General features: G+C 66.8%; 19 protein-coding genes. 5 read left to right on the forward strand and 14 right to left on the reverse strand.

The window, feature by feature from the left end; all coding sequences use genetic code 11:
• Positions 1-42 precede the first annotated feature (42 nt).
• Together VGV41_RS03885 and VGV41_RS03890 are read right to left on the reverse strand one after the other, a co-directional pair.
• A complete protein-coding gene (locus tag VGV41_RS03885) occupies positions 43-3750 on the reverse strand; it encodes a vitamin B12-dependent ribonucleotide reductase (protein ID WP_326862338.1) in 3708 nt (1235 codons plus the stop codon).
• A 709-nt stretch (positions 3751-4459) separates the two neighbouring features.
• On the reverse strand, positions 4460-5611 hold the full coding sequence (locus VGV41_RS03890) for a mechanosensitive ion channel family protein (RefSeq protein ID WP_326862339.1): 1152 nt from the start codon (positions 5609-5611) through the stop codon (positions 4460-4462).
• Positions 5612-5727: 116 nt separating this feature from the next.
• On the opposite strand from VGV41_RS03890, the gene VGV41_RS03895 reads away from it, so the two are divergent.
• Both VGV41_RS03895 and VGV41_RS03900 read left to right on the forward strand, forming a co-directional pair.
• The gene (locus VGV41_RS03895) at positions 5728-6138 is read left to right on the forward strand and encodes an NADH:ubiquinone oxidoreductase subunit NDUFA12 (RefSeq protein ID WP_326862340.1); all 411 of its coding nucleotides are present in this window, start codon (positions 5728-5730) and stop codon (positions 6136-6138) included.
• A gap of 103 nt (positions 6139-6241) precedes the next feature.
• Entirely contained in the window at positions 6242-7339 is a 1098-nt protein-coding gene (locus VGV41_RS03900; RefSeq protein WP_326862341.1) for a DUF2155 domain-containing protein, read from the forward strand.
• A gap of 3 nt (positions 7340-7342) precedes the next feature.
• Here the strand turns inward: VGV41_RS03900 and aat are convergent, their stop codons facing one another.
• Positions 7343-8017 carry a leucyl/phenylalanyl-tRNA--protein transferase gene (gene aat / locus VGV41_RS03905; protein ID WP_326862342.1) on the reverse strand — a complete coding sequence of 225 codons (675 nt, stop codon included), beginning with the start codon at positions 8015-8017 and terminating at the stop codon, positions 7343-7345.
• 153 nt (positions 8018-8170) lie between these two features.
• Here aat and VGV41_RS03910 point away from each other — a divergent pair, with 153 nt between their 5' ends.
• Entirely contained in the window at positions 8171-8545 is a 375-nt protein-coding gene (locus tag VGV41_RS03910) for a response regulator (RefSeq protein WP_326862343.1), read from the forward strand.
• A gap of 4 nt (positions 8546-8549) precedes the next feature.
• On the opposite strand, the gene VGV41_RS03915 is transcribed toward VGV41_RS03910, so the two are convergent.
• From VGV41_RS03915 to VGV41_RS03955, 9 genes are all read right to left on the reverse strand, one after another.
• Complete coding sequence (locus VGV41_RS03915) at positions 8550-9629, reverse strand: sensor histidine kinase (protein ID WP_326862344.1); 1080 nt, start codon at positions 9627-9629, stop codon at positions 8550-8552.
• 13 nt (positions 9630-9642) lie between these two features.
• The gene (locus VGV41_RS03920; RefSeq protein ID WP_326862345.1) at positions 9643-10095 is read right to left on the reverse strand and encodes a response regulator; all 453 of its coding nucleotides are present in this window, start codon (positions 10093-10095) and stop codon (positions 9643-9645) included.
• Positions 10092-11600 (reverse strand): sensor histidine kinase, encoded by a 1509-nt coding sequence (locus VGV41_RS03925; protein ID WP_326862346.1) that lies wholly within the window; start codon positions 11598-11600, stop codon positions 10092-10094. Before VGV41_RS03925 ends, VGV41_RS03920 begins: the two co-directional genes overlap by 4 nt.
• Before the next feature lie 75 nt (positions 11601-11675).
• Positions 11676-13028 carry an acetyl-CoA carboxylase biotin carboxylase subunit gene (gene accC, locus VGV41_RS03930; RefSeq protein WP_326862347.1) on the reverse strand — a complete coding sequence of 451 codons (1353 nt, stop codon included), beginning with the start codon at positions 13026-13028 and terminating at the stop codon, positions 11676-11678.
• The gene (accB, locus tag VGV41_RS03935; protein WP_326862348.1) at positions 13028-13495 is read right to left on the reverse strand and encodes an acetyl-CoA carboxylase biotin carboxyl carrier protein; all 468 of its coding nucleotides are present in this window, start codon (positions 13493-13495) and stop codon (positions 13028-13030) included. The genes accC and accB overlap by 1 nt, the downstream gene beginning before the upstream one ends.
• Before the next feature lie 11 nt (positions 13496-13506).
• On the reverse strand, positions 13507-13962 hold the full coding sequence (locus tag VGV41_RS03940) for a type II 3-dehydroquinate dehydratase (RefSeq protein WP_326862349.1): 456 nt from the start codon (positions 13960-13962) through the stop codon (positions 13507-13509).
• A gap of 95 nt (positions 13963-14057) precedes the next feature.
• On the reverse strand, positions 14058-15179 hold the full coding sequence (locus tag VGV41_RS03945; RefSeq protein WP_326862350.1) for a carboxylate-amine ligase: 1122 nt from the start codon (positions 15177-15179) through the stop codon (positions 14058-14060).
• A gap of 118 nt (positions 15180-15297) precedes the next feature.
• A complete protein-coding gene (locus VGV41_RS03950; RefSeq protein ID WP_414705058.1) occupies positions 15298-16065 on the reverse strand; it encodes a DsbA family protein in 768 nt (255 codons plus the stop codon).
• Positions 16066-16093: 28 nt separating this feature from the next.
• Positions 16094-17515, reverse strand: a complete 1422-nt coding sequence (locus VGV41_RS03955) for a M48 family metalloprotease (protein ID WP_326862352.1) — start codon at positions 17513-17515, stop codon at positions 16094-16096.
• Between the two features lie 168 nt (positions 17516-17683).
• Between VGV41_RS03955 and VGV41_RS03960 the strand changes: the two genes are divergently transcribed.
• Positions 17684-18859: a pyridoxal phosphate-dependent aminotransferase gene (locus VGV41_RS03960; RefSeq protein ID WP_326862353.1), complete on the forward strand. Its 1176-nt coding sequence runs from the start codon at positions 17684-17686 to the stop codon at positions 18857-18859.
• Between the two features lie 25 nt (positions 18860-18884).
• Entirely contained in the window at positions 18885-20186 is a 1302-nt protein-coding gene (locus tag VGV41_RS03965) for a flavin-dependent oxidoreductase (protein WP_326862354.1), read from the forward strand.
• A gap of 21 nt (positions 20187-20207) precedes the next feature.
• Here VGV41_RS03965 and VGV41_RS03970 read toward each other — a convergent pair whose 3' ends face one another.
• Together VGV41_RS03970 and VGV41_RS03975 are read right to left on the reverse strand one after the other, a co-directional pair.
• Positions 20208-20513, reverse strand: a complete 306-nt coding sequence (locus tag VGV41_RS03970) for an NIPSNAP family protein (protein WP_326862355.1) — start codon at positions 20511-20513, stop codon at positions 20208-20210.
• Between the two features lie 330 nt (positions 20514-20843).
• Positions 20844-21140 (reverse strand): hypothetical protein, encoded by a 297-nt coding sequence (locus VGV41_RS03975; protein WP_326862356.1) that lies wholly within the window; start codon positions 21138-21140, stop codon positions 20844-20846.
• Positions 21141-21210 lie beyond the last annotated feature (70 nt).

Here is a 21210-nt window from a genome sequence, read left to right on the forward strand (position 1 = left end):
GTCGGTGTGCTCAGCAGAGCCTCCTGTTGCGGGTCGCCGGTGTCACGAACACCCCGTCGTCGACCCGCACGTATCGCACTTCATGCACGTCCCGTTGCGCACCAGCGTGAAGTTGCCGCACTCGCCGCAGGCTTCGCCTTCGTAGCCTTTGGCGCGCGCCTCGGCCCGCTTCTCGCTTGCCGCGACCTTGGCGTGCTGCTTGGCGTCGACGACGTCGATGCGGTGCTCGAGCTGCTCGGCCGGCGACAGCTTCGCCTCCGGCTCGGCTTTCAACGCGGTGGCCGCACCGGAATGGAGGGCGGTCACCACGCTGCCGCGCGGCGTCTCCGCCGTCGTCAGCGCGGCCGGCGCGCCCTGCACGACTTGCAGCCGGTCGGTGCGCGAGCGGGTCAGACCCTTCGACACCAGGTTCGAGGCCGGAGACGGCTTGCCTTCCTGCTCGCCCTTGCCGAGCGCGTCGAAGCCGGACTCGCTCGGATCGACATGCGCGAGGTCGAAGCGCTCGAGATACGATACCGCCAGCTCGCGGAACACGTAGTCGAGGATCGAGGTCGCGTATTTGATCGAGTCGTTGCCCTGCACCGGTCCTTGGGGTTCGAAGCGGGTGAAGGTGAAGGCGTCGACATATTCGTCGAGCGGCACGCCGTATTGCAGGCCTAGCGATACCGCGATCGCGAAGTTGTTGATGATCGAGCGCAGCGCCGCACCTTCCTTGTGCATGTCGATGAAGATCTCGCCGAGGCGGCCGTCATCGTATTCGCCGGTGCGGAGATACACCTTGTGGCCGCCGACCACGGCCTTCTGCGTGTAGCCCTTGCGGCGGTCGGGCATGCGCTCGCGCTCGCGCAGCACGGTGACGCGCTCGACGATCTTCTCGACCACCTTCTCGGCGAACCCCGCGGCGCGCGCCGCCGCCGGACGCTCGAGGAAGGCCTCGATCAGGTCTTCGTCGTCGTCCTCGTCGGCGATGAGCTGTGAGTTCAAGGGCTGCGACAGCTTGGAGCCGTCGCGGTAGAGCGCGTTCGCCTTCAAGGCCAGCTTCCACGACAAGAGGTAGGCGGACTTGCAGTCCTCCACCGTCGCGTCGTTCGGCATGTTGATGGTCTTGGAGATGGCGCCGGAGATGAAGGGCTGCGCCGCCGCCATCATGCGGATGTGGCTCTCGACTGAGAGATAGCGCTTGCCGGTGCGGCCGCACGGATTGGCGCAATCGAACACCGGATAGTGCTCGGCCTTGAGGTGCGGCGCGCCTTCGACGGTCATGGCGCCGCAGACGTGGATGTTGGCGGCCTCGATCTCGCGCTTGCTGAAGCCGAGCGCGGCGAGCAGATCGAACGACGGCGCACTGAGCTGCTCGGCGGCGATGCCGAGGGTGTCGCGGCAGAACTCCTCGCCGAGCGTCCATTTGTTGAAGGCGAACTTGATGTCGAAGGCGGTCGGCAGCGCCTTCTCGAGCTTGGCGATGGCCTCGTCGGTGAAGCCCTTTGCCTTCAGTGTGGTGTGGTTGATCGCCGGCGCCTGGGCAAGCGTGCCGTGGCCGACGGCGTAGGCTTCGATTTCGGCGATGTCGGCTTCCGAGTAGCCGAGCGTACGCAATGCCTCGGGGACGGCGCGGTTGATGATCTTCCAGTAGCCGCCGCCGGCGAGCTTCTTGAACTTCACCAGCGCGAAGTCGGGCTCGATGCCGGTGGTGTCGCAGTCCATGACCAGGCCGATCGTGCCGGTCGGCGCGATGACGGTCGACTGCGCGTTGCGGTAGCCGTGCTTCTCGCCGAGCGCCAGCGCCTTGTCCCACGCGCTCTTGGCGTGAACGATGAGGTTGGCATCCGGGCAGGAGGCGTGGTCGAGCGGCGCCGGCGGCGTCGACACCTTCTCGTAGCCGGTGCGCTCGCCGTGTGCGGCGCGGCGATGGTTGCGCATCACGCGCAGCATGTGCTCGCGGTTCTTCTTGTAGCCGGGGAAGGGGCCGAGCTGCTCGGCCATCTCCGCCGAGGTGGCGTAGGCGATGCCGGTCATGATCGCGGTCAGCGCGCCGCAGATGGCGCGGCCGGCGTCCGAATCGTACGGGATGCCGGAGGTCATCAGAAGGCCGCCGATATTGGCGTAGCCGAGCCCCAGCGTGCGGAATTCATAGGAGAGCTGCGCGATCTCCTTCGACGGGAACTGCGCCATCAGCACGGAGATCTCGAGCACGATCGTCCACAGCCGCACGGCGTGCTCGTAGCCCTCGATGTCGAAGCGCTTGGTCGCCTCGTCACGGAACTGCAGCAGATTGAGCGAGGCGAGATTGCAGGCCGTGTCATCGAGGAACATGTATTCCGAGCACGGGTTCGACGCCTTGATCTCGCCGGAGGCCGGACAGGTGTGCCAGTCGTTGACGGTCGTGTGGTACTGCAGGCCCGGATCGGCCGAGGCCCAGGCGGCGTAGCCGATCTTCTCCCACAGCGCGCGGGCGTCGAGCGTCTTCGCGACTTTCTTGGTCTTGCGATAGGTGAGGTCCCACTTGGCGTCGGACTCGACCGCTTTCAGGAACTGGTCGGTGACGCGCACCGAGTTGTTCGAGTTCTGGCCGGAGACGGTGAGATAAGCGTCCGAATCCCAATCCGTGTCGTAGGTCGGGAAGTCGATGTCCTTGTAGCCCTGCTTGGCGAACTGGATGACGCGCTTGATGAAGTTGTCCGGCACCATCGACTTGCGCGCGAGCTTGATCTCGCGCTTCAAAGCCGGGTTCTTGTCCGGCGAGAAGCAGTCGTCGCCCGAGCCCTGGCAGTTGACGCAAGCCTTCAGCACGGCCTTCAGGTGCCGCTGGCAGACCTTCGAGCCAGTGACGAGCGCCGCCACCTTCTGCTCCTCGAGCACCTTCCAGTCGATGTATTTCTCGATGTCGGGGTGATCGACGTCGACGATGACCATCTTGGCGGCGCGGCGCGTCGTGCCGCCCGACTTGATCGCGCCGGCGGCGCGGTCGCCGATCTTGAGGAAGCTCATCAGGCCCGACGACTTGCCGCCGCCGGACAGACGCTCGCCTTCGCCGCGCAAATTGGAGAAGTTGGAGCCGGTGCCGGAGCCGTACTTGAACAGGCGCGCCTCGCGCACCCACAGATCCATGATGCCGCCCTCGTTGACGAGGTCGTCGTTGATGGACTGGATGAAGCAGGCGTGCGGCTGCGGGTGCTCGTAGGACGACTTCGAACGCGTCAGCTTGCCGCTCTGGAAGTCGACGTAATAGTGGCCCTGGCTCGGGCCGTCGATGCCGTAGGCCCAGTGCAGGCCGGTGTTGAACCATTGCGGCGAGTTCGGCGCCACCATCTGCGCCGCCAGCATGTAGCAGTGCTCGTCGTAGAAGGCGCGCGCGTCTTCGTCCGAGTCGAAGTAGCCGCCCTTCCAGCCCCAATAGGTCCACGTGCCGGCAAGGCGATTGAACACCTGCTTGCACGACTGCTCGCCGATGGTGCGCTCCTTTTCGGGCAGCGCCGCGAGTGCGTCCTCATCGGCGACCGAGCGCCACAGGAAGGAGGGGACGGAGTTCTCTTCGAGCTTCTTCAGCCGGGCGGGCACGCCGGCCTTGCGGAAATACTTCTGCGCCAGGACGTCGGAGGCGACCTGCGACCAGAATTCCGGCACCTCGACATTGTCGAGCTTGAACACCACGGAGCCGTCCGGATTCCGGATCTCGCTGGTCGTAAACCTGAAGTTCAGACCGGCGTAAGCGTCCTGGCCCGCTTTGGTGTAGCGCCGTTCAATCCGCATGTGTCTAGCCCCTTCCAGTTCCGGGCGGGCTTAAAAGCACCACCCGATTATATATGTCCGGCGGCCGTTTATCCGACCGCCTCTCCCTCAAATCTCCGGCCGAAAACGGCCGCCTCGTCCCGGACTCCCGCAGGCCCCACCCCCCCGGTGGGGGCATCTCCGGAGACAGAAGGTCCCTGTCCCAAAACGCCATTTCCGGCGTGGGAGGGCATCTGCCTGATCCGTGATGAGGGTCCGGAAGGAACCGCTACTCAACCCGACCGAACGAACCGAAGCTAAGAGGACTCATCGCACGCGTCAACAAAAGATAGTCACCAAATCTGAATCAACCACTAAGTCTTGTGTCTGTTCGGTGACAAGGACGTGTGCCGTCCCGGGAAACGGGGCCGAGTATCGAGCCGCCGGGGACCTGCGCAAAGCGGTTTTCGCCGCCGGGGCGGGTAGGCTTTTATCCCGGGTCGCATGACGGAAAAATGACGGAAAATCGGGCCTTGCGGCGCGGGGCGCTCTGCCACGACCGGAGCCGTCCGGCGGGGACAGGCGGTGGACAGGCTGGGCAGAGATGCGGCGACGGTCGCTGATTCTCGAAAGGGACTCAGGGCCTTAGCCGGCGAGGGCACGGCTTGCGCGACGGGGAGGGCGTTACGAAGCCCTGTGAATCGGCGCTATCGCTGGACGATGGTGTCCGGGTGGGGTTCGGGCGGTCGGGTCAGCCGCTGCGCCCACCGGCGGCGGCCTTGGTGCCGCCCGCGGTGACGGTCACCGAGGACCCGGGCGCTTCCCGGTCCACTGCCAGTTCGGTGCGCTGGCGCGGCAGCACTTCCGGATGCTCGCGCTGCAGGAAGTCGATGAGCTTCTCCCGGATCTCGCAGCGCAGGTCGAATACCTTTCCCGCGTCGCCGGCGCTGGCGAGGATGCGCACCTCCATCGTGTCGTGCTTGAAGTCGGTGAGAGAGACGTTGAACACGCGGCCGTCCCAGCGGTTGGAGGCGCGGACGATCTCCTCCGCCTTCTTACGGATCACGCCGACCGGGGCGCGGTAGTCGACCTGCATGAGCACCGTGCCGATCAGGGTCGAACTCTCGCGCGTCCAGTTCTGGAACGGCTTCTCGATGAAATAGGTCAGCGGCACGATCATGCGGCGCAGGTCCCACAGCCGCAGTACCACATACGTCGAGCCGATCTCTTCGACATTGCCGTATTCGTTCTCGACGATGACGGCGTCCTCGAGCCGGATCGGCTGCGTCATCGCCAACTGCACGCCGGCCATGAGGTTGGACAACACAGGCCGCGCCGCCAGACCGGCGATGATGCCGGCGACGCCGGCCGAGGCGAACAGGCTGACGCCGTATTGCCGCACGGTCTGGAACGTCATCAGTGCCGCGCCGACCGTGAACAGGACGAGGATGATGTCGATGCTGCGCAGGAGCACGCGGATCTGCGTGTTGTGCTTGCGCGCCAGCAGGTTGTCCTCGACGTCGAGGCGGTAACGGCGAAGGTAGATGTCGGCGGTGATGTGCAGGGCCGCGATCGCCGCCCAGCCGATGAGGGCGATGATACACATCGCGAGTAGCCGCGCGATCACCCGCTTGAGGTCGTAGTCGATCGGCAGCACCGGCAGTGCGGAATAGACCGCCAGGATGAACAGCGCCAGCCGGCTCAAGCCGCGCATCTGGGTGATGACGGAGAACAGGTTCGGATAGCGCGCGGCGATCAGCCGGCGCGAGGCCTTGCGCAACAGGCGGTGCAGGATGAGCGCGAACCCGATGGCGATGAGCAGGATCAGGGCCGCCACGATCGGGTCGGGGAGCCAGTCGAGCCAGACGCGCACCGTGTCGAGGACGTTTCTCAGCGAATCCATGCGTTAGAGCAATATCATCCTTCCGTGTTGACCGGCATGGCGCGCGGCGGAGGCCCCTGTGCTTTACACTGCGCAGGCGAGGTGGCAGAACGCGCCGTCACCAACGGCGTCGAACCATGAAAAGTTTCCTCCTGAAAACGTTCACCTGGTGGAACTCGCAGACCTTCGGCACCCAGGTCTGGACCTGGCTGTACGGCGAGGCGGTGGGCGAGGACGAGTTCGGCAACCGTTATTTCCGCACCAAGGGTGGCAAGATCGACCCCTCGCTCGGCTTCGAGCGGCGCTGGGTGATCTATCCCGGTTATGCCGAGGCCTCGACCATTCCGCCGTCCTGGCATGGCTGGATGCATCACACGGTCGACACGCCGCCGACGCAGGAAAATTACACGCCGCGTGAGTGGCAGAAGCCGCATCGTCCGAACCTGACCGGCACGCCGGGCGCCTATCGGCCGCCGGGCTCGACCTTGGCCCAGGGACAGCGGCCGCGCGCGACCGGCGATTACAACGCCTGGGCGCCGGGCGACTGATCCGCCCTTCCGCCGCCGTATTCTCCATGTTAACCGGGCGCTTCGGGGGCGCCGGCCCGATTCCGCGCCGTCCCATGGGGTCCAAGGGGGACGTCCCGCGTACATGGCGCGCTCGAAGCTCTTCCATTCCGTTTTGATCGCCGGCGCCGTGATGGCCGCCACGCCGGCGTTCGCGCAGTTCGGATCGATCTTCCGCGATAACGGTCCGCCGCGGCCGCCGGCGGACGTGCCGAACGCACCGCCCGGCAACAATGCGCCGCCGTATTACGCGCCGTCGCAGCCGCCTCCGCCGCCGCCGAACTATTATCCGAGCCAGGACGACCGGCGGTACTACCCGCCGCAGCCGCAGTATCAGCAGCCCGCATACCAGCAGCGGCAGTTCGATCCGAACGCGCCGCGGCCGCCAGCCGACGTGCGCACCGGCGCCGACGACGTGCCGCCGAGCGAACCGCAGCCGCCGCCGATGAGCCTGCCGCCGTCGAGCCGGCCGGGCGGGGGCGGCATCCAGTCGCAGGATTTGGCGCCGCTGCCGGGCGCGACTCAGGCGCCGGCCGAGCCGCAGCCGCAGCCCAATCAGGCGAACACCAATTCGGCGCAGCCTTCGCCCGCGCAGGCTCCGGGCGCGCCCGGCGCGCCGAATGCGCAGCCGCAACAGCCAGCGCAGGCGCAACCGCCCGGTCAGCCACAACAGCCGGCCGCCGCGACGCCCGGCGCGCCGCCGACCGAAGAAGTGGTCGTAGAGCCGCCGCCGGAGCGCATCGCCAATCCGACCGCGGTGTTCGCCGGCCTCGACAAGATCACCGGCCGCATCATCTCCTTCGACGTCGCCATAAACGAGACGGTGCAGTTCGGCGCGCTGCAGGTGACGCCACGCGTCTGCTATTCGCGGCCGCCGACGGAGACGCCGAACACCGACTCCTTCGTCGAGGTCGACGAGGTGACGCTGCAGGGCGAGATCAGGCGCATTTTCACCGGCTGGATGTTCGCGTCTTCGCCGGGCCTGCATGCGGTCGAGCATCCGATCTACGACGTGTGGCTGACCGACTGCAAAGGCGGCAAGAACCCGGCGGTGGCCGACGCCTCGCCGCAAGAGGCAGCGCCGAAGCCGGCGGCGAAGCCCGCGCGTCCGGCGCCGGCCTTGCGGCGGACGGTGCAGCCGCGCGCGCAGCAACCGGCCGGCACGTTGCCGCCGCTGCGCTGACGCCTAGACGCGCTCCACGATCGCCAGTGCTTCCTCGCCGCTGACCGGCCGGTCGGCGGGCAACGCGAAGAAGTCGGCGTGACCGACCACCGCCTCCTCGAGCAGGCGGTGATAGCGATGCTTGGGCACTTCCACGGCGCCGAAGGTCTTCAAGTGTCCGGTGACGAACTGCGTATCGAGCAGGCGATAGCCGCCGGCTTTGAGCCGCGCGACCAGATGCACCAGCGCGATCTTGGAGGCGTCGCGTGCGTGGTGGAACATGCTTTCGCCGAAGAAGGCGCGCCCCAATGAAACGCCGTACAATCCACCGACAAGTGTCTCTCCGTCGTAAACCTCGACGGTGTGACAGTCGCCGTTGTCGAACAGCGCGCGGTAGATGCGGCGGATGCGCGCGTTGATCCAGGTGCGGCTGCGGTCCGGCTTCGGCTCGGCGCAGCCGTCGATGATGCCCTCGAAGTCGCGATTGACGTGCACGGTGAAGCGCGTCGTGCGCACGGTGCGGGCGAGCCGCGACGGCACATGGAAGCCGTCGAGCGGAATGATGCCGCGCATGTCCGGCTCGATCCAGTAGAGCGCCGGATCCTCGGCGCTCTCGGCCATCGGAAAGATGCCGCAGGCATAGGCCTTCAGCAGCACCTGCGGCGTGATCTCGACGAATGCGCTCTCGCGACTGGCCATGGCTGTTCCGCGTGTCCGCGCAGTTTAGCGCGAAGCGTTTCGCACCGTTAACGCGAAATTGACCATGATCCGCTCAAGTTTTGGAAAGTTCGATCCAAATCGGCGCGATTCGCGTTGACGCGGCGGGACAGTACGGAACGGGAGTTGAGTATCATGGCGGCGATCTCGGTCCTCCTGGTCGAGGACGAAGCCCTCATCAGCATGCTGGTCAGCGACTGGTTGAGCGAACTGGGCTGCGAGGTGCACGAAGCGTCCTCCGCCGACGAGGCGCTCGACTACATCAATGGCGGCGGCGCCGTCGACGTGCTCTTCACCGACATCAACCTGCCCGGGCGCATGACAGGCGCCGAGCTCGCGCAGAAAGCGCGGGCGCTCAGGCCGGAATTGCCGGTGGTCTATGCCTCCGGCCGCTATCGCGGAGACGATCTCGACGGGCTGGTGCCGCATTCGGCCTTCATGCCGAAGCCGTTCGACCAGCGCAAGCTGCAGCACGTGCTGGAGCAGATCGCCATCGGCACGACGCACTGACCGATCAGGCGGCCGGCCGCGCCGCGGCCTGTGGTTTACGCACATCGAACGACACGGTGACGCGCGTCCCTCTGTGCGCGCGGTCGATCTCGACCCTGGCGCCGAGTTTCTCACCCATGGCGCGGACGATGCGCTGGCCGAGCCCCGTCGATTTTGGCTGCGCGTTCGGCGCCATGCCGACGCCATCGTCCTCGACGCTGAACTCGGCGCGGCCCTTGCCGCTGGCGCGCAAGTCGACGCGGATCGGGCCCTTGCCCTCGGGGTAGGCGTATTTGAGCGCGTTCATGACGAGTTCGTTGACGATGACGCCGACGGCGACGGCGCGATCGGGATCGACGGCGATCGGCTCGGCCGCGAGCGTGAGCTGCGCCAGCTCGTTGGTTTCGGAGGAACGGCGCAAATCCTCGATCAGCGCGTCGAGATACTGATCGACGGCGACCGACTGCACATCGTCCGAGGTGTAGAGGCGTCGGTGCACCTGCGCCACCGCGAGCACGCGCCCGGTGGCGTCGGTCAGTGCCTCCTTCACGTCGGAGGACGGGGCTGCGTTGGCATGCAGTGTCAACATGGAGGCGATCATCTGCAGCGAGTTGCCGACGCGATGATTGACTTCGCGCATCAAGAGCGCGCGCTCGGCGGCGAGCGCCTCGAAGCGGTCGCGCGCGGCGCGCACCTCGGCCTCGGCCGCTTCCTTGGCGCGGCGCATGCGCATGGCGGAGACGGCGCCGGAGAGGGCGGCCTTCAGCAGGAAGATGAATTCGCCCTGGATGTCCTTGACCACGTAGTCGAACGCGCCGGCTTTCAGCGCCGCGACCGCCATGCGGCTGTCCTGCGCGCCGGTGACGACGACGACAGGCGGGTGGTTTTCCATCGCGTGGATGCGCTCGAGCGTCTCGATGCCGGAGAGGCCGGGCATATAGAGGTCGAGTGCGACGACGTCGATGTCGGGATGCGCGGCGAGCGCCATGAGCCCGTCTTCGCCCGAGCCGGCGTTGACGACCTCGATGCCCTCGCGGCCGAGCCCGCGCTTGACCAAAGTGCGCAGGCCTTCGTCGTCGTCGATATAGAGGATCTTGCGCGGCATTGTGTTCGCTGGCTCAGGTGGGCGAGGGGACCTGAATGACCGAGAAGAACAGGCCGAGCTGGCGGATGGCGTTGGCGAAGCTGTCGTAATTCACGGGCTTGGTGATGTAGACGTTGCAGCCGAGATCGTAGCAGCGCTGGATCTCGACGGCGTCGTCGGTGGTCGTCAGCACCACGACCGGAACCCGCTTGAGGTGGTCGTTGGTCTTGATCTTGTTCAGGATATCGACACCGGTCATGTCGGGCAAATTAAGATCCAGCAATACCAGCAGCGGCTTGTTCTTGTTTGCTATCCCCGTGCCGTCCGGACCGAACAGGAATTTGAGTGCGTCGGTGCCGTTGCCGAAGGGTGTGACCGGATTGGTGACGCCGGCGCGGCGGATGTTCTTCTCGATCAGCCGTGCGTGGCCCTCGTCGTCCTCGATCATGACGATCTGGACCGGCTGCTCCGACATGCGGCTGTTCATCCCATCCTCCAGTTTCCCCCTGTCCACCGCCGCGGCAGTGTCACGGTAAATGTACTGCCCTGGCCAAGCTGCGAGGCCAGACCCATGGTGCCGCCCAGCCGCCGAACCAGCGCGCGGACGTGCGCAAGGCCGATGCCCTCGCCAGGCCGGTCCTGGGCACCGGAGCGGCGGAACAGTTCGAACACGCGGGCATGGTCGGCAGGGGCGATGCCGCGCCCGTTGTCCTTCACGTCGTAAACGACCTGGGCACCGGTAGCGCGGCCTGTAATCTCAATGTGCAGCGGTTCCCCCGTCCGGCCGTACTTCAAGGCATTATCAACGAGATTGGCGAAGACTTGTTCCATCGCCAGTCGGTCACTTTCAACGTCAGGCAGATGACCAATGTCGATGCGGGCGCCGAGTTCCACCGCGCGATGGGTGACTGTCTCGACAATGCCGCGCAGCAGTCCGTCCATGTCGACCTGTTGCGGCTCAAACTGGCGCCGGCCCTCACGCGAGAGCCTGAGCACCGCGTTGATCAGCCGGTCCATGTTCGAGATCGAGGTCTTGATGAAGCGAATGGCCTCGTCGAATTCCTCGCCGAGCTGGTCGATCTGGCCCTCGGCCGTCGCCGCGGCGGCCTGCGCGTCGAGCGCGGCGATCTGGGCGGAGAGCTTGCCGATCTGCTCGAAGATGTCCTTGCGCAGCGCCTCGAGCTCCGAGGTGAAGCCCATGATGTTGACGAGCGGCGAGCGCAGATCGTGGCTGACGATGTAGGCGAAGCGCTGGATCTCCTCGTTCGCCTCGGTCAGATCGGCGGTCCGGTATTCGACGATGCGCTCGAGGTTGGCGTTGGTGGATTCGATCTCCTTCTGCGTCGCCTCCCGCTCACGCATGTTGCGCTGGACGAGCACGATCGAGAGGATGCCGATGATCACGATCACCGCGGCGCCGGCGAGCGTTACGTAGAGCAGCATGCGGTTGGTCTGCCGCGACTGGTCGCGGCGGGTTGCCGCGAGATGCGCCTCGTCGCTGATCGCGCCGTCGATCATCTTGCGCAGCTGGTCGGCGATGGTGCGGCCGGCGCCGGTCAAGACCAGATTGCGCGCCTCGTCGCGGCGGCCCTGCTGGCTCAGGACCACGGTCGCGCTCATCTCCTTGAACTTGGCGTCGATGAGCTTCGTCGCCTCATCGAGCATCGCCTGACGGGCGGGATTGTCCTTGGTCAGCGTGCGCAGCTCGGCGAGGAGCTGCCGCGCCTGCGGCTCGGCCTCGTAGAACTCCTTGAGGTAGTCCTGGTTGTTGGTGAAGAGGTAGCCGCGCTGGCTGCTCTCGGCGCGCCGCACGTCGAGCAGCACGTTGGAGAGCTGGTCCTCGACGCGCAGGGTTTGCGTCAGGCGCTGCAGATCGTCCGCGGCGCGGTCGACGAGATAGACCGTGGCGGCGCTGATCACCACCAGAAGCGCGAAACCGAGACCGAGGAGAAGGGGTTGCAGCGAGACGACGGGAGTCCGTTTAGCAGCCATTGCACCTTTGATCGTCTGGCGCGCACCCGTCTGCCGAAACCGACCCCCCGGACTTCGGCGCCGATGCGCGCGGCGTTACTCCTCCATGCCCCCTCGGGCGAGGAACTGCTCCAGCCAGTGAATATGATAATTGCCGTCGATGATATCCTTCTCGCGCACCAGCGCGCGGAACAGGGGCAGGGTGGTCTCGATGCCGTCGACCACCACCTCGTCGAGCGCGCGCTTGAGCCGCATCAGGCATTCCTGGCGTGTCTTGCCGTGCACAATCAATTTGCCGACCAGCGAATCGTAATACGGCGGGATCGTGTACCCCTGGTAGACCGCACTGTCGATGCGCACGCCCAGTCCGCCGGGCGGATGATAATGCAGGATCTTGCCGGGCGACGGCCGGAAGGAGACCGGGTTTTCGGCGTTGATGCGGCACTCGATGGCGTGGCCATGGAAGCGCACGTCGCTCTGCTTCAGTTCGAGCTCGGCGCCGGCGGCGACGCGGATCTGCTCGAAGATCAGGTCGATGTCGGTGACCATTTCGGTGACCGGATGCTCGACCTGGATGCGGGTGTTCATCTCGATGAAGTAGAACTGCCCGTCTTCATAGAGGAACTCGACGGTGCCGACGCCGAGATACTGGATATCGCGCATTGCCTTGGCGACCGTCTCGCCGATCCGGTCGCGCGCCTGCGTGTTGAGCGCGGGCGAGGGGCTTTCCTCGAGCACTTTTTGATGGCGCCGCTGCAGCGAGCAATCGCGCTCGCCGAGATGGATGGCCTTGCCCTTGCCGTCGCCGAGCACCTGGATCTCGATGTGGCGCGGCTTCTGCAGGTATTTCTCGATGTAAACCGCATCGTCGCCGAAGGCGGCCTTCGCCTCGCTGCGGGCCGTCGACAGCGCGGTCGACAGGTCCGCCTCGCTGCGCGCCACCTTCATGCCGCGGCCGCCGCCGCCGGCCGCCGCCTTGATCAGCACCGGGAAGCCGATGTCCTTGGCGACGCGCGCGGCTTCGACATCGGAAGTGACGCCGCCGTCCGAGCCGGGTACGACCGGGATGCCGAGGCGCTTGGCGGTGCGCTTGGCCTCGATCTTGTCGCCCATGATGCGGATGTGCTCGGCTTTGGGGCCGATGAAGCCGATGCCGTGGTCGTCGAGGATTTCGGCGAAGCGGGCGTTTTCCGAGAGGAAGCCGTAGCCCGGATGCACCGCGTCGGCGCCGGTGATCTCGCAGGCGGCGAGGATCGCCGGGATATTGAGGTAGCTGTCCTTCGCCGCCGGCGGCCCGATGCACACGCTTTCGTCGGCAAAGCGCACGTGCATCGCCTCGGCGTCGGCGGTCGAATGCACCGCGACGGTGGGGATGCCGAGCTCCTTGCAGGCGCGCAGCACGCGGAGCGCGATCTCGCCGCGATTGGCGATGAGGATCTTGTCGAACATCACTCGATGATCACCAGCGGCTCGCCGAACTCGACCGGCTGGCCGTCGTCGAACAGGATCTGGATGACGGTGCCGCCGCGCGGCGCCGGAATCTGGTTCATCGTCTTCATCGCCTCGACGATGAGCAGGGTGTCGCCGGCCTTCACCTTGGTGCCGATCTCGATGAAGGGCTTCGCGCCGGGTTCGGCCGCGGCATAGGCGGTGCCGACCATCGGCGAGTTGACGACTCCGGGATGCTTGGCCGGATCGAGCGACGCGGCGACCGATTCCCCGATTGGCTGCGGCGTGGCCGCCATCGGCTTTGCCGGCACGACCACGGTCGCGGCCGGCGCCACGCCGCCACGCGCGACACGGATGCGCGTGCCCTCCTGCTCGATCTCGATTTCGGTCAGCCCGGTCTCGTCCAGAAGCTTGGACAGTTCCAGGATCAGTTCGCGATCGACGAGGGTCTTCGGCGTCTTTGCCATTCCGTGTCCGCTCAGTTCTTCTCTTTGGCGCCGACCATGCCGGCCAATCCGATGATCGCCAGCGCGTAGCTGTTGACGCCGAAGCCGGCGAGCACGGCCTTGGCCGCCTTCGACACATAGGAGTTGTGCCGGAAGGCTTCGCGCTGGTGGATGTTGGTGATGTGGCATTCGATCACCGGGATGCCGACGGCGAAGATGGCGTCCATGATGGCGATCGAGGTGGTGGTGTAGCCGGCCGGGTTGATGACGATGCCGGCGGCGCCCTGCGCGCGGGCCTCCTGGATGTGGGTGACCATTTCGCCTTCGCCGTTGGTCTGGCGGAAGACGATGTCGATGCCGAAGCGCCTGGCGGTGGCGCGGCAGAGCGCCTCGACGTCGGCGAGCGTCGTCGTGCCGTATTTCTCCGGCTCGCGCGTGCCGAGCAAGTTCATGTTCGGCCCGTTGAGGACGTGGATGGTCGTGGCCATGGCGCAACCGGCGGCGCGCCGGATGGGGCGCGGAGGATGAAAACGTTGGTTTCTTATAGGTGGACGGGCGGGCGAGGGGAAGCCCGCAGGGGCGCTCAGGCCGCGGAGGCCAGGGTTTCCGCGGCGGCCCAGTCGATGACCTCCTTGACTGCCGTTAACCTTTGGCCGCCGGCGTCGCGCGCGGCGCGGTAGACGGCGATCTGGCGGTCGGCGCTGCTGCCCTCGACGAGGATGGCGTCGAGATGCGCCAGCGTGCCGCCGCAGCCGAGCGCCGCGGCGTGCGGGGCGACGATCTCCCGCACCGACGCGAGCCAGGTGGCAGCGTCGAGCGGCGCGCGGCTGAACGGATCGACGAAGGTGGCGCCGAGGCCGTGCCGCTGCGCGTGCCACTTGTTCTCGGCGGTGATGGCGCGGCCGACGCGGTCGAAGTCGGCGTTGAGTGCCGGGTTCTTGTCGAGCGCGCGCACGAGGCAGCGGAACAGCGCCGCGATGGCGAGTGCGTCGGCAAGCCGCGTGCAGCTGTCGGCGACGCGCAGCTCGATGGTCGGGTGGGACAGCGACGGCCGCACCGCCCACCAGATGTAGCTCGCATCGGGGATGATGCGCGCCGCGACGAGCGCGCCGACATATTCCTCGTATTCCGCCTCGGTGCGGAACAGCTCGGGCAGGCCGGTGCGCGGCAGCTCGTCATAAGCGGCGAGGCGATAGCCGCGGAGGCCGGACAGGTGGCCCTGCCAGAACGGCGAGGACGTCGATAGTGCCAGCAGCAGCGGCAGATAGGGCGTGAGGCGGCGGATGAGGTCGATGCGGCTGGCGCCGTCGCGCACCGCGACGTGCACGTGCATGCCGCACAGCATGTTGCGCGCGCCGATCATCTGCAGGTCCTGCATGATGGCGCCGTAGCGCGCCTTCGGCGTCATCTCCTGCTCCGGCCAGAAGGCGAGCGGGAAGGTGCCCATGGCGGCGATGCCGAGACCGCGCGGCGCGGCCGCTTCGGCGAGCGCGCGACGATAGTGTGCAAGGTGCGTCCGCGCTTCCTCCATGGTCTCGCAGGGCGGCGTCGCCACCTCGATCTGCGACTGCAGCATCTCGGTCATCAGGTGCTCGCCGAGCGCGTCGCGGGCGCGCGCAAGGAAGACGCGGTCCATGCGCCGCGCAGCACGCCGCGTGCGCCGGTCGAAGACGAAGAATTCCTCCTCGATGCCGATCGTATCCATGCGCGCGCAAACGTCCGGGAATGGAACCCGGTTCCATGAGAGCTCTGAATGCAAAACGGCCGCCGGGGAAAATCCGCGGCGGCCGTTGAACTTAAGCGAGAGTGTTGAGGCGTCGGCTTCAGCAGCTCGCCTTGCCGCAGCGCGCGGTGTTGATGTCCTGTTGCAGCTGCGGCAGACCGACGGCACCGACCACGACCTGGTCGCCGATGACGTAGCTCGGCGTGCCGTTCAAGCCCAGCGCGTCGGCGAGCTTGAAGTTCTCCTCCAAAGTCGCCTTCACCTCCGGGCTCTGCATGTCCTTCTGCAACTGCGTCATGTCGAGACCGACGTCCTTGGCGACGGCGAGGGCCTTGGCGCGGTCGGCGACGCCGCGGCCGCCGAGCAGCTTCTGGTGGAATTCGAGATACTTCTTGCCGCTCTTGTCCTGCATGCGCACGGCCACCGCCACCTGCGCCGCCTCGACCGAGCCCGGTCCGAGTACGGGGAATTCCTTGAGCACGACGCGCAGCTTCGGATCGTTCTTGAGCAACGTCAGCATGTCGCTCATCGCGTGCTTGCAGTAGGCGCAGTTGTAATCGAAGAACTCGACGAAGGTGATCTTGCCGTTGGGGTCGCCGAGCACGACCTGGCGCGGCGAGTAGAACAGCGCCTGCGAGTATTGCTTGACCGCGGCCTTGCCCTTCTCCGCCTGGGCGGCGTTCTGCCGCTTCTCGAGTTCGGCCATCGCGTCCTGCAGCACTTCCGGATGCTGCACGAGGTATTCGCGAATGATGGTCTCGATCTCGGTGCGCTGTGGCGCCGAGAACTCGGCGGCGCTGGCGATGAAGGGCGCGGCGGCCGTGAGCAGCACGGCGCCGGCCAGAGCGAAGAGACGGGAGCGGGGGATCATGTTCGGTCGTCCTCTGCGTGAAACGCTAATTGCCGAAGGTCCGCTTCGGCGGCTTCAGGTTCGTGATGTCGTCGGCGCGCACCCAGGCGGGCGAGCCGACGGGAAAGCGGGTCTTGGCGCGCGAGGCGAGCTGGCGCGCGGTGCCAATGTCGCCGCGGGCGGCGGCGGCCTGCGCCGAGGCGAGATCGGCCTCGGCGAGATTGCCGGTGAGTCCGTAGGCCATCCCGAGCTGCGTGAAGGCGCCGGGGATGTCGTCGTCGCGCTGGATCGCCGTGCGCAGGATCGGCACCGCCTCGCCAGCATATTGCCTGTTGCCGGTGGCGACCAGCGCTTGCCCGAGCAGGCCGTCGATCAGCGGCGCATTGTGCGACAACGCGACGGCGCGGCGCAGCGGCGCCACCGCCTCCTTGGGTTTGCCGCCTTCGAGCAGTGCCTGCCCCTTGAGCTCGTAGAAGTAGGGATTGTTCGGCTCGGTCTGGATGAGGCCGTCGATCTGGGAGAGCGCGTTGCGCAGGTCGGAATGCCGGTAGGCCGAGATCGCGCGCGCATAGCGCGCCGGCAGACTGTGATCGCTCGACGGGAAGCGGCGCATCACCGTGCCCGGCGTTTCCAGGAAGCCGGACAACTTCGCCCGCATCATGTCGTGGCGCAGCTGCAGCTCCGGCGAATCCTTCTTGTCGAAATAGGGGCTGGCGTGCGCGATCTGCGCCAGCGCCGCGACGCGATCGGCCGGCATCGGATGCGTCTGCAGGTAGGGATCGACGTAGCGCGAATTGTACAGACTCTCGTTGCTGAGGCGCTTGAACAGGTCGAGCATGCCTTTCGGCGACTGATGCGTTTCGTTGAGGAATTTCACGCCGGCATGGTCGGCCTGGTCTTCCTGCGTGCGCACGTAGGCGAGCAGCGTGCGCTGGATCACCGACTGCGGCGCCAGGATCGCGGCGGTGCCGACATCGCCGGCTCCCGCGCGCGCGCCGGCGACGGCCGCGCCGATGCCGGCCAGCATCGCCACGATCGAGGCGGTCTGCGCGTGCGCGAGCTGCTCGCGCAGGCGCATCATGTGGCCGCCGGCGAGATGCCCGGTCTCGTGCGCCAGCACGCCGATCACCTCGTTCGGCGTCTTCGACTCGAACAGCGCGCCGGCATTGATGAAGATATGGCGCCCGTCCATGACGAAGGCGTTGAAGCTGCGGTCGTTGAGGATGACGACGCGGATCTTCTGCTGCGACAGGCCGGCGGCGCGCAGGACCGGCGTCGCGTAATCGCGCAGCAGGTTCTCGATCTCGGTGTCGCGGATGATCGGCAGGTTCGGCGCGTTCTGCGCCTGCGCCGCCTCGGGCAGCGGAGACGGTCCGCCGGCGAGGGCGCCGAAGGCGATTGCGCCGGCGGCGGCGAGCATGGCCGACGCCGCCCGCCGGGTCCTGACAAAAAAGCCGGTGTCGCTCATTCCACGATTATATCCGCCGCGGATCGGCGAGACCCTAGTGACGCGCCCTTGGACGGTCAACGCGGGTTGCGATCACGTGTGAGTCATGACATGCGCTTGATCGGGCCAAGCAACCCGCCGAATGCGGCGGGAGCGGGGCGGAACCGACGGCGATATGGCGTAAATTCCATGCTGAATGCGGCCAAAGACCTGCTTTCTCCGTCCCGGCGCAGCGATGTGCCGCCGTTCATCGTCATGGACGTGATGGCGGCGGCCGCGGCGCGGGAGGCGCGGGGCGAGCGCGTCGTGCACATGGAGGTCGGGCAGCCGGCGGCGCCGGCGCCGCTTTGCGCACGGCGGGCGGCGCAGGCCGCGCTCGAGGGTGGCCGCATCGGCTACACCGAATCGCTGGGAATGCCGTCACTCCGGGCCCGGATCGCCCGGCACTACCGCGACGCCTACGGCGTCGATCTCGATCCGGCGCGGGTGGCGGTGACCACCGGCTCCTCGGGCGGCTTCATCCTCTCTTTCCTGTCGCTGTTCGAGGCCGGTGACCGGGTGGCGCTGGCCAATCCCGGCTATCCGCCGTACCGGCACATCCTGACCGCGCTCGGCTGCGAGCCGGTGCTGATCGAGACGTCGGCCGAGACGCGCTGGGCGCTGTCGCCCGAGGCGCTGATCGCTGCCCATCGTAAGACGCCGGTTAAAGGCGTCATTGTCGCCAGCCCCGCCAACCCGACCGGCACGATGATGGATGCGCGCGCTCTCGGCGAACTGATCGCGGTCGCCGAGGACGCCGGCATCCGCGTCATCTCCGACGAGATCTATCATGGGCTCGACTACGCCTTCCGCGCCGAGACGGCGGCGAAGCTGTCGTCGCGCGCTGTGGTGATCAATTCCTTCTCCAAATATTTCTGCATGACCGGCTGGCGTGTCGGCTGGATGGTGCTGCCGGAGCCTTTGGTGCGCACGGTCGACCGGCTGCATGGCAATCTGGCCATCTCCGTGCCGACTTTGGCGCAGATCGCGGCAGAGGCCGCCTTCGACGGCCGCGAGGAGATGGAGGCGGTCAAGCACGGCTACGAGGAGAACCGCCGCATCCTGACCGAAGGCCTGCCGCGCACCGGGCTCGACCAATTCCTGCCGGTCGACGGCGCCTTCTATCTCTACGCCAATATCGCGCGCTTCTCCGACGACAGCCTCGATTTTGCAAAACGCATGCTCAACGAGGCCGGCGTGGCGGCAACGCCGGGAATCGATTTCGATCCGATTGACGGCCGCCACTTCATCCGCTTCTGCTATGCCGGTTCGGCCGTGGAAATGCGCGAGGCGGTCGAGCGGATCGGGACATGGCTTGATCGATAGCGTGCGTGGCGACCGGGGGGAGTGCGTGACTGACAATGCGGTGATCATCGCCGGCGGCGGCATCGGCGGGCTGGCAACGGCGCTGACGCTCAATCAGATCGGCGTGCCCTCGATCGTCTACGAGGCGGTGCGCGAGATGCGGCCGCTCGGCGTCGGCATCAACCTGCAGCCCAACGCCGTGCGCGAGCTTTACGATCTCGGCTTCACGCCCGCCGATCTCGACCGCGTCGGCCTGCCGGCGAAAGAGTGGGCGCTGGTCGGGCTGAACGGCAACGACATCTATTCCGAGCCGCGTGGGGTCTCCGCCGGCTACAACTGGCCGCAATACGCCGTGCATCGCGGCCGCTTCCACATGCTGCTGCATGACAGACTGGTCGAGCGGATGGGGCGGGGCGCGCTACGTCTTGGCAGCCGCGTCACGGGTTACCGGAAAAATGCCGGCGGCGGCGTCACCGCCTTCGTCGAGCATGCCGACGGCACGCGCACAGAGACGAGCGGCGCGCTGCTGATCGGCGCCGACGGCATTCACTCCGCCGTGCGCGCGCAGATGCATCCCAAGCAACCGCCGATCCATTGGGGCGGCGCCATCATGTGGCGCGGCACCACCTGGGGGAAGCCGATCCGCTCCGGCGCGTCGTTCGTCGGCCTCGGCACGCATCGCCAGCGCGTCGTGTTTTATCCGATCTCGCAGCCCGATCCGCGGAGCGGCCTTTCGATGATCAACTGGATCGCCGAGGTGACGACGGATAATTCGGAAGGGTGGAAGCAGAGCGGCTGGTTCCGGCAGGTGCCGACCTCCGACTTCGTCCATCACTTCGACGACTGGATCTGGGACTGGCTCGACGTGCCGGCGATGATCCGCGGCGCCGACAGCGCCTTCGAAAACCCGATGATCGACCGCGATCCGGTGCCGACCTGGCACGACGGGCCCGTCGCGCTCATGGGCGATGCCGCGCACGCGATGTACCCGACCGGCTCCAATGGCGGCAGCCAGGCCATCGTCGATGCGCGCGAACTCGGCGCGGCGATGGTCGCGCATGGCGTCACGGAAGCGGCGCTCGCGGCCTTCGACGCGAAGTTGTGCGGGCCGATCTCGCAGCTCATCCTGCGCAATCGCGGCGCCGGTCCGTTCGGACTGCTCAATATGGTCGACGAGCGCTGCGGCGGCACGTTCGACGATATCGACGATGTCATTGCGCCCGAGGAGCGCGCGGCCTTCATGGCCGGCTACAAGGCCGCCGCCGGCTTCGCCATCGAGAAGCTCAACGCGGCGCCGCCGACGATCCCGCGCGATGCGCGCATCAGAAGTGCGGCGCCCGCAACCTGACGGCGCGCCGGTGTGCGCCGGTCACGCAACGGGGCGCATGAATGTTCGCTCCTCGCTCAGGATGAACCGCTCACGCTCGGCGAAGCCGAAAGCGGCCTTGCCGTCCGCGTCGGCCTTGATCCGCGCGCGGTAGGTTTCGTAGTCGGCCAGGCTGTCGAAGGAGACGAGCGCGATCGCGATGTTGTTGGTGCCCTCGTGCGGCATGAAATAGCCGATGAGATCGCCGCCGTTTTTCGGGATGATGCGTGCCCAGCGCCGCGCGTACTCTTCGAACGCTTCGCGCTTGTAGGGATCGAGCACGTAGCGGATACAGCAGGTGACGGCCATGGCGGATCCTCCTTGGTTGACGCCGTGGAGGTAGCACGCAGGCCGGCCGCGATAATTCGGCGGACGCCGAAACGATCGGGCGCGCCCAGGAGCCGCGCACGCGCATGATTGCGGTACGTCAAGCGGGCGCGGGCCCGACGTGAACCGGCGGTTGATCTGGATCAAAGCCGCGCATTTTAAGCGGCGCTTGGCTTGACCCTGCGTGCTGCGGTGGCCGTCGTTGAGGAGCGCGGTGCGTCGCGGGCCACGCGAGATGCGGATGCTCCCGGGTGCCGAACTCCTGAATAGCCCGGGAGTGTCCGCTATTCGTTCGTCGGCCGAGCGCGGCCGTTACTGCTTCGGCGCGGGCGCTTGCGCGGGTGCGGCCATTGGCGCCGCGGCGGCCGGCTTCGCCATCGGCTTCTTCTTCTTGACCGTCTTCTTCATCGCATCACGCCGGGCGGCCGGCTCGTAATTGCCGCTGCCCATGCACTTCTTGATGAAGGCCGTGGCTTTGGCGCCTTCGAGGTGTTCGCTGTCGGCGCCGAATTTGCAGGTTTGCATCTTCTCCGCCTTGGTGGCGGCGAGCGCCGGCGTAGTGGCCAGCAGGGCGGCGGGCAACAAGGCGGCGATCACGAGCATGCGCATGGGCGGCTCCTCCGTAGGGGCGTCTTTTCGAGTCGAACGATAGCATGGATCGGCGGCGACGGCGTGTCCG

The organism is Pseudolabrys sp. (assembly GCF_035943735.1).
Classification (GTDB): domain Bacteria; phylum Pseudomonadota; class Alphaproteobacteria; order Rhizobiales; family Xanthobacteraceae; genus Pseudolabrys.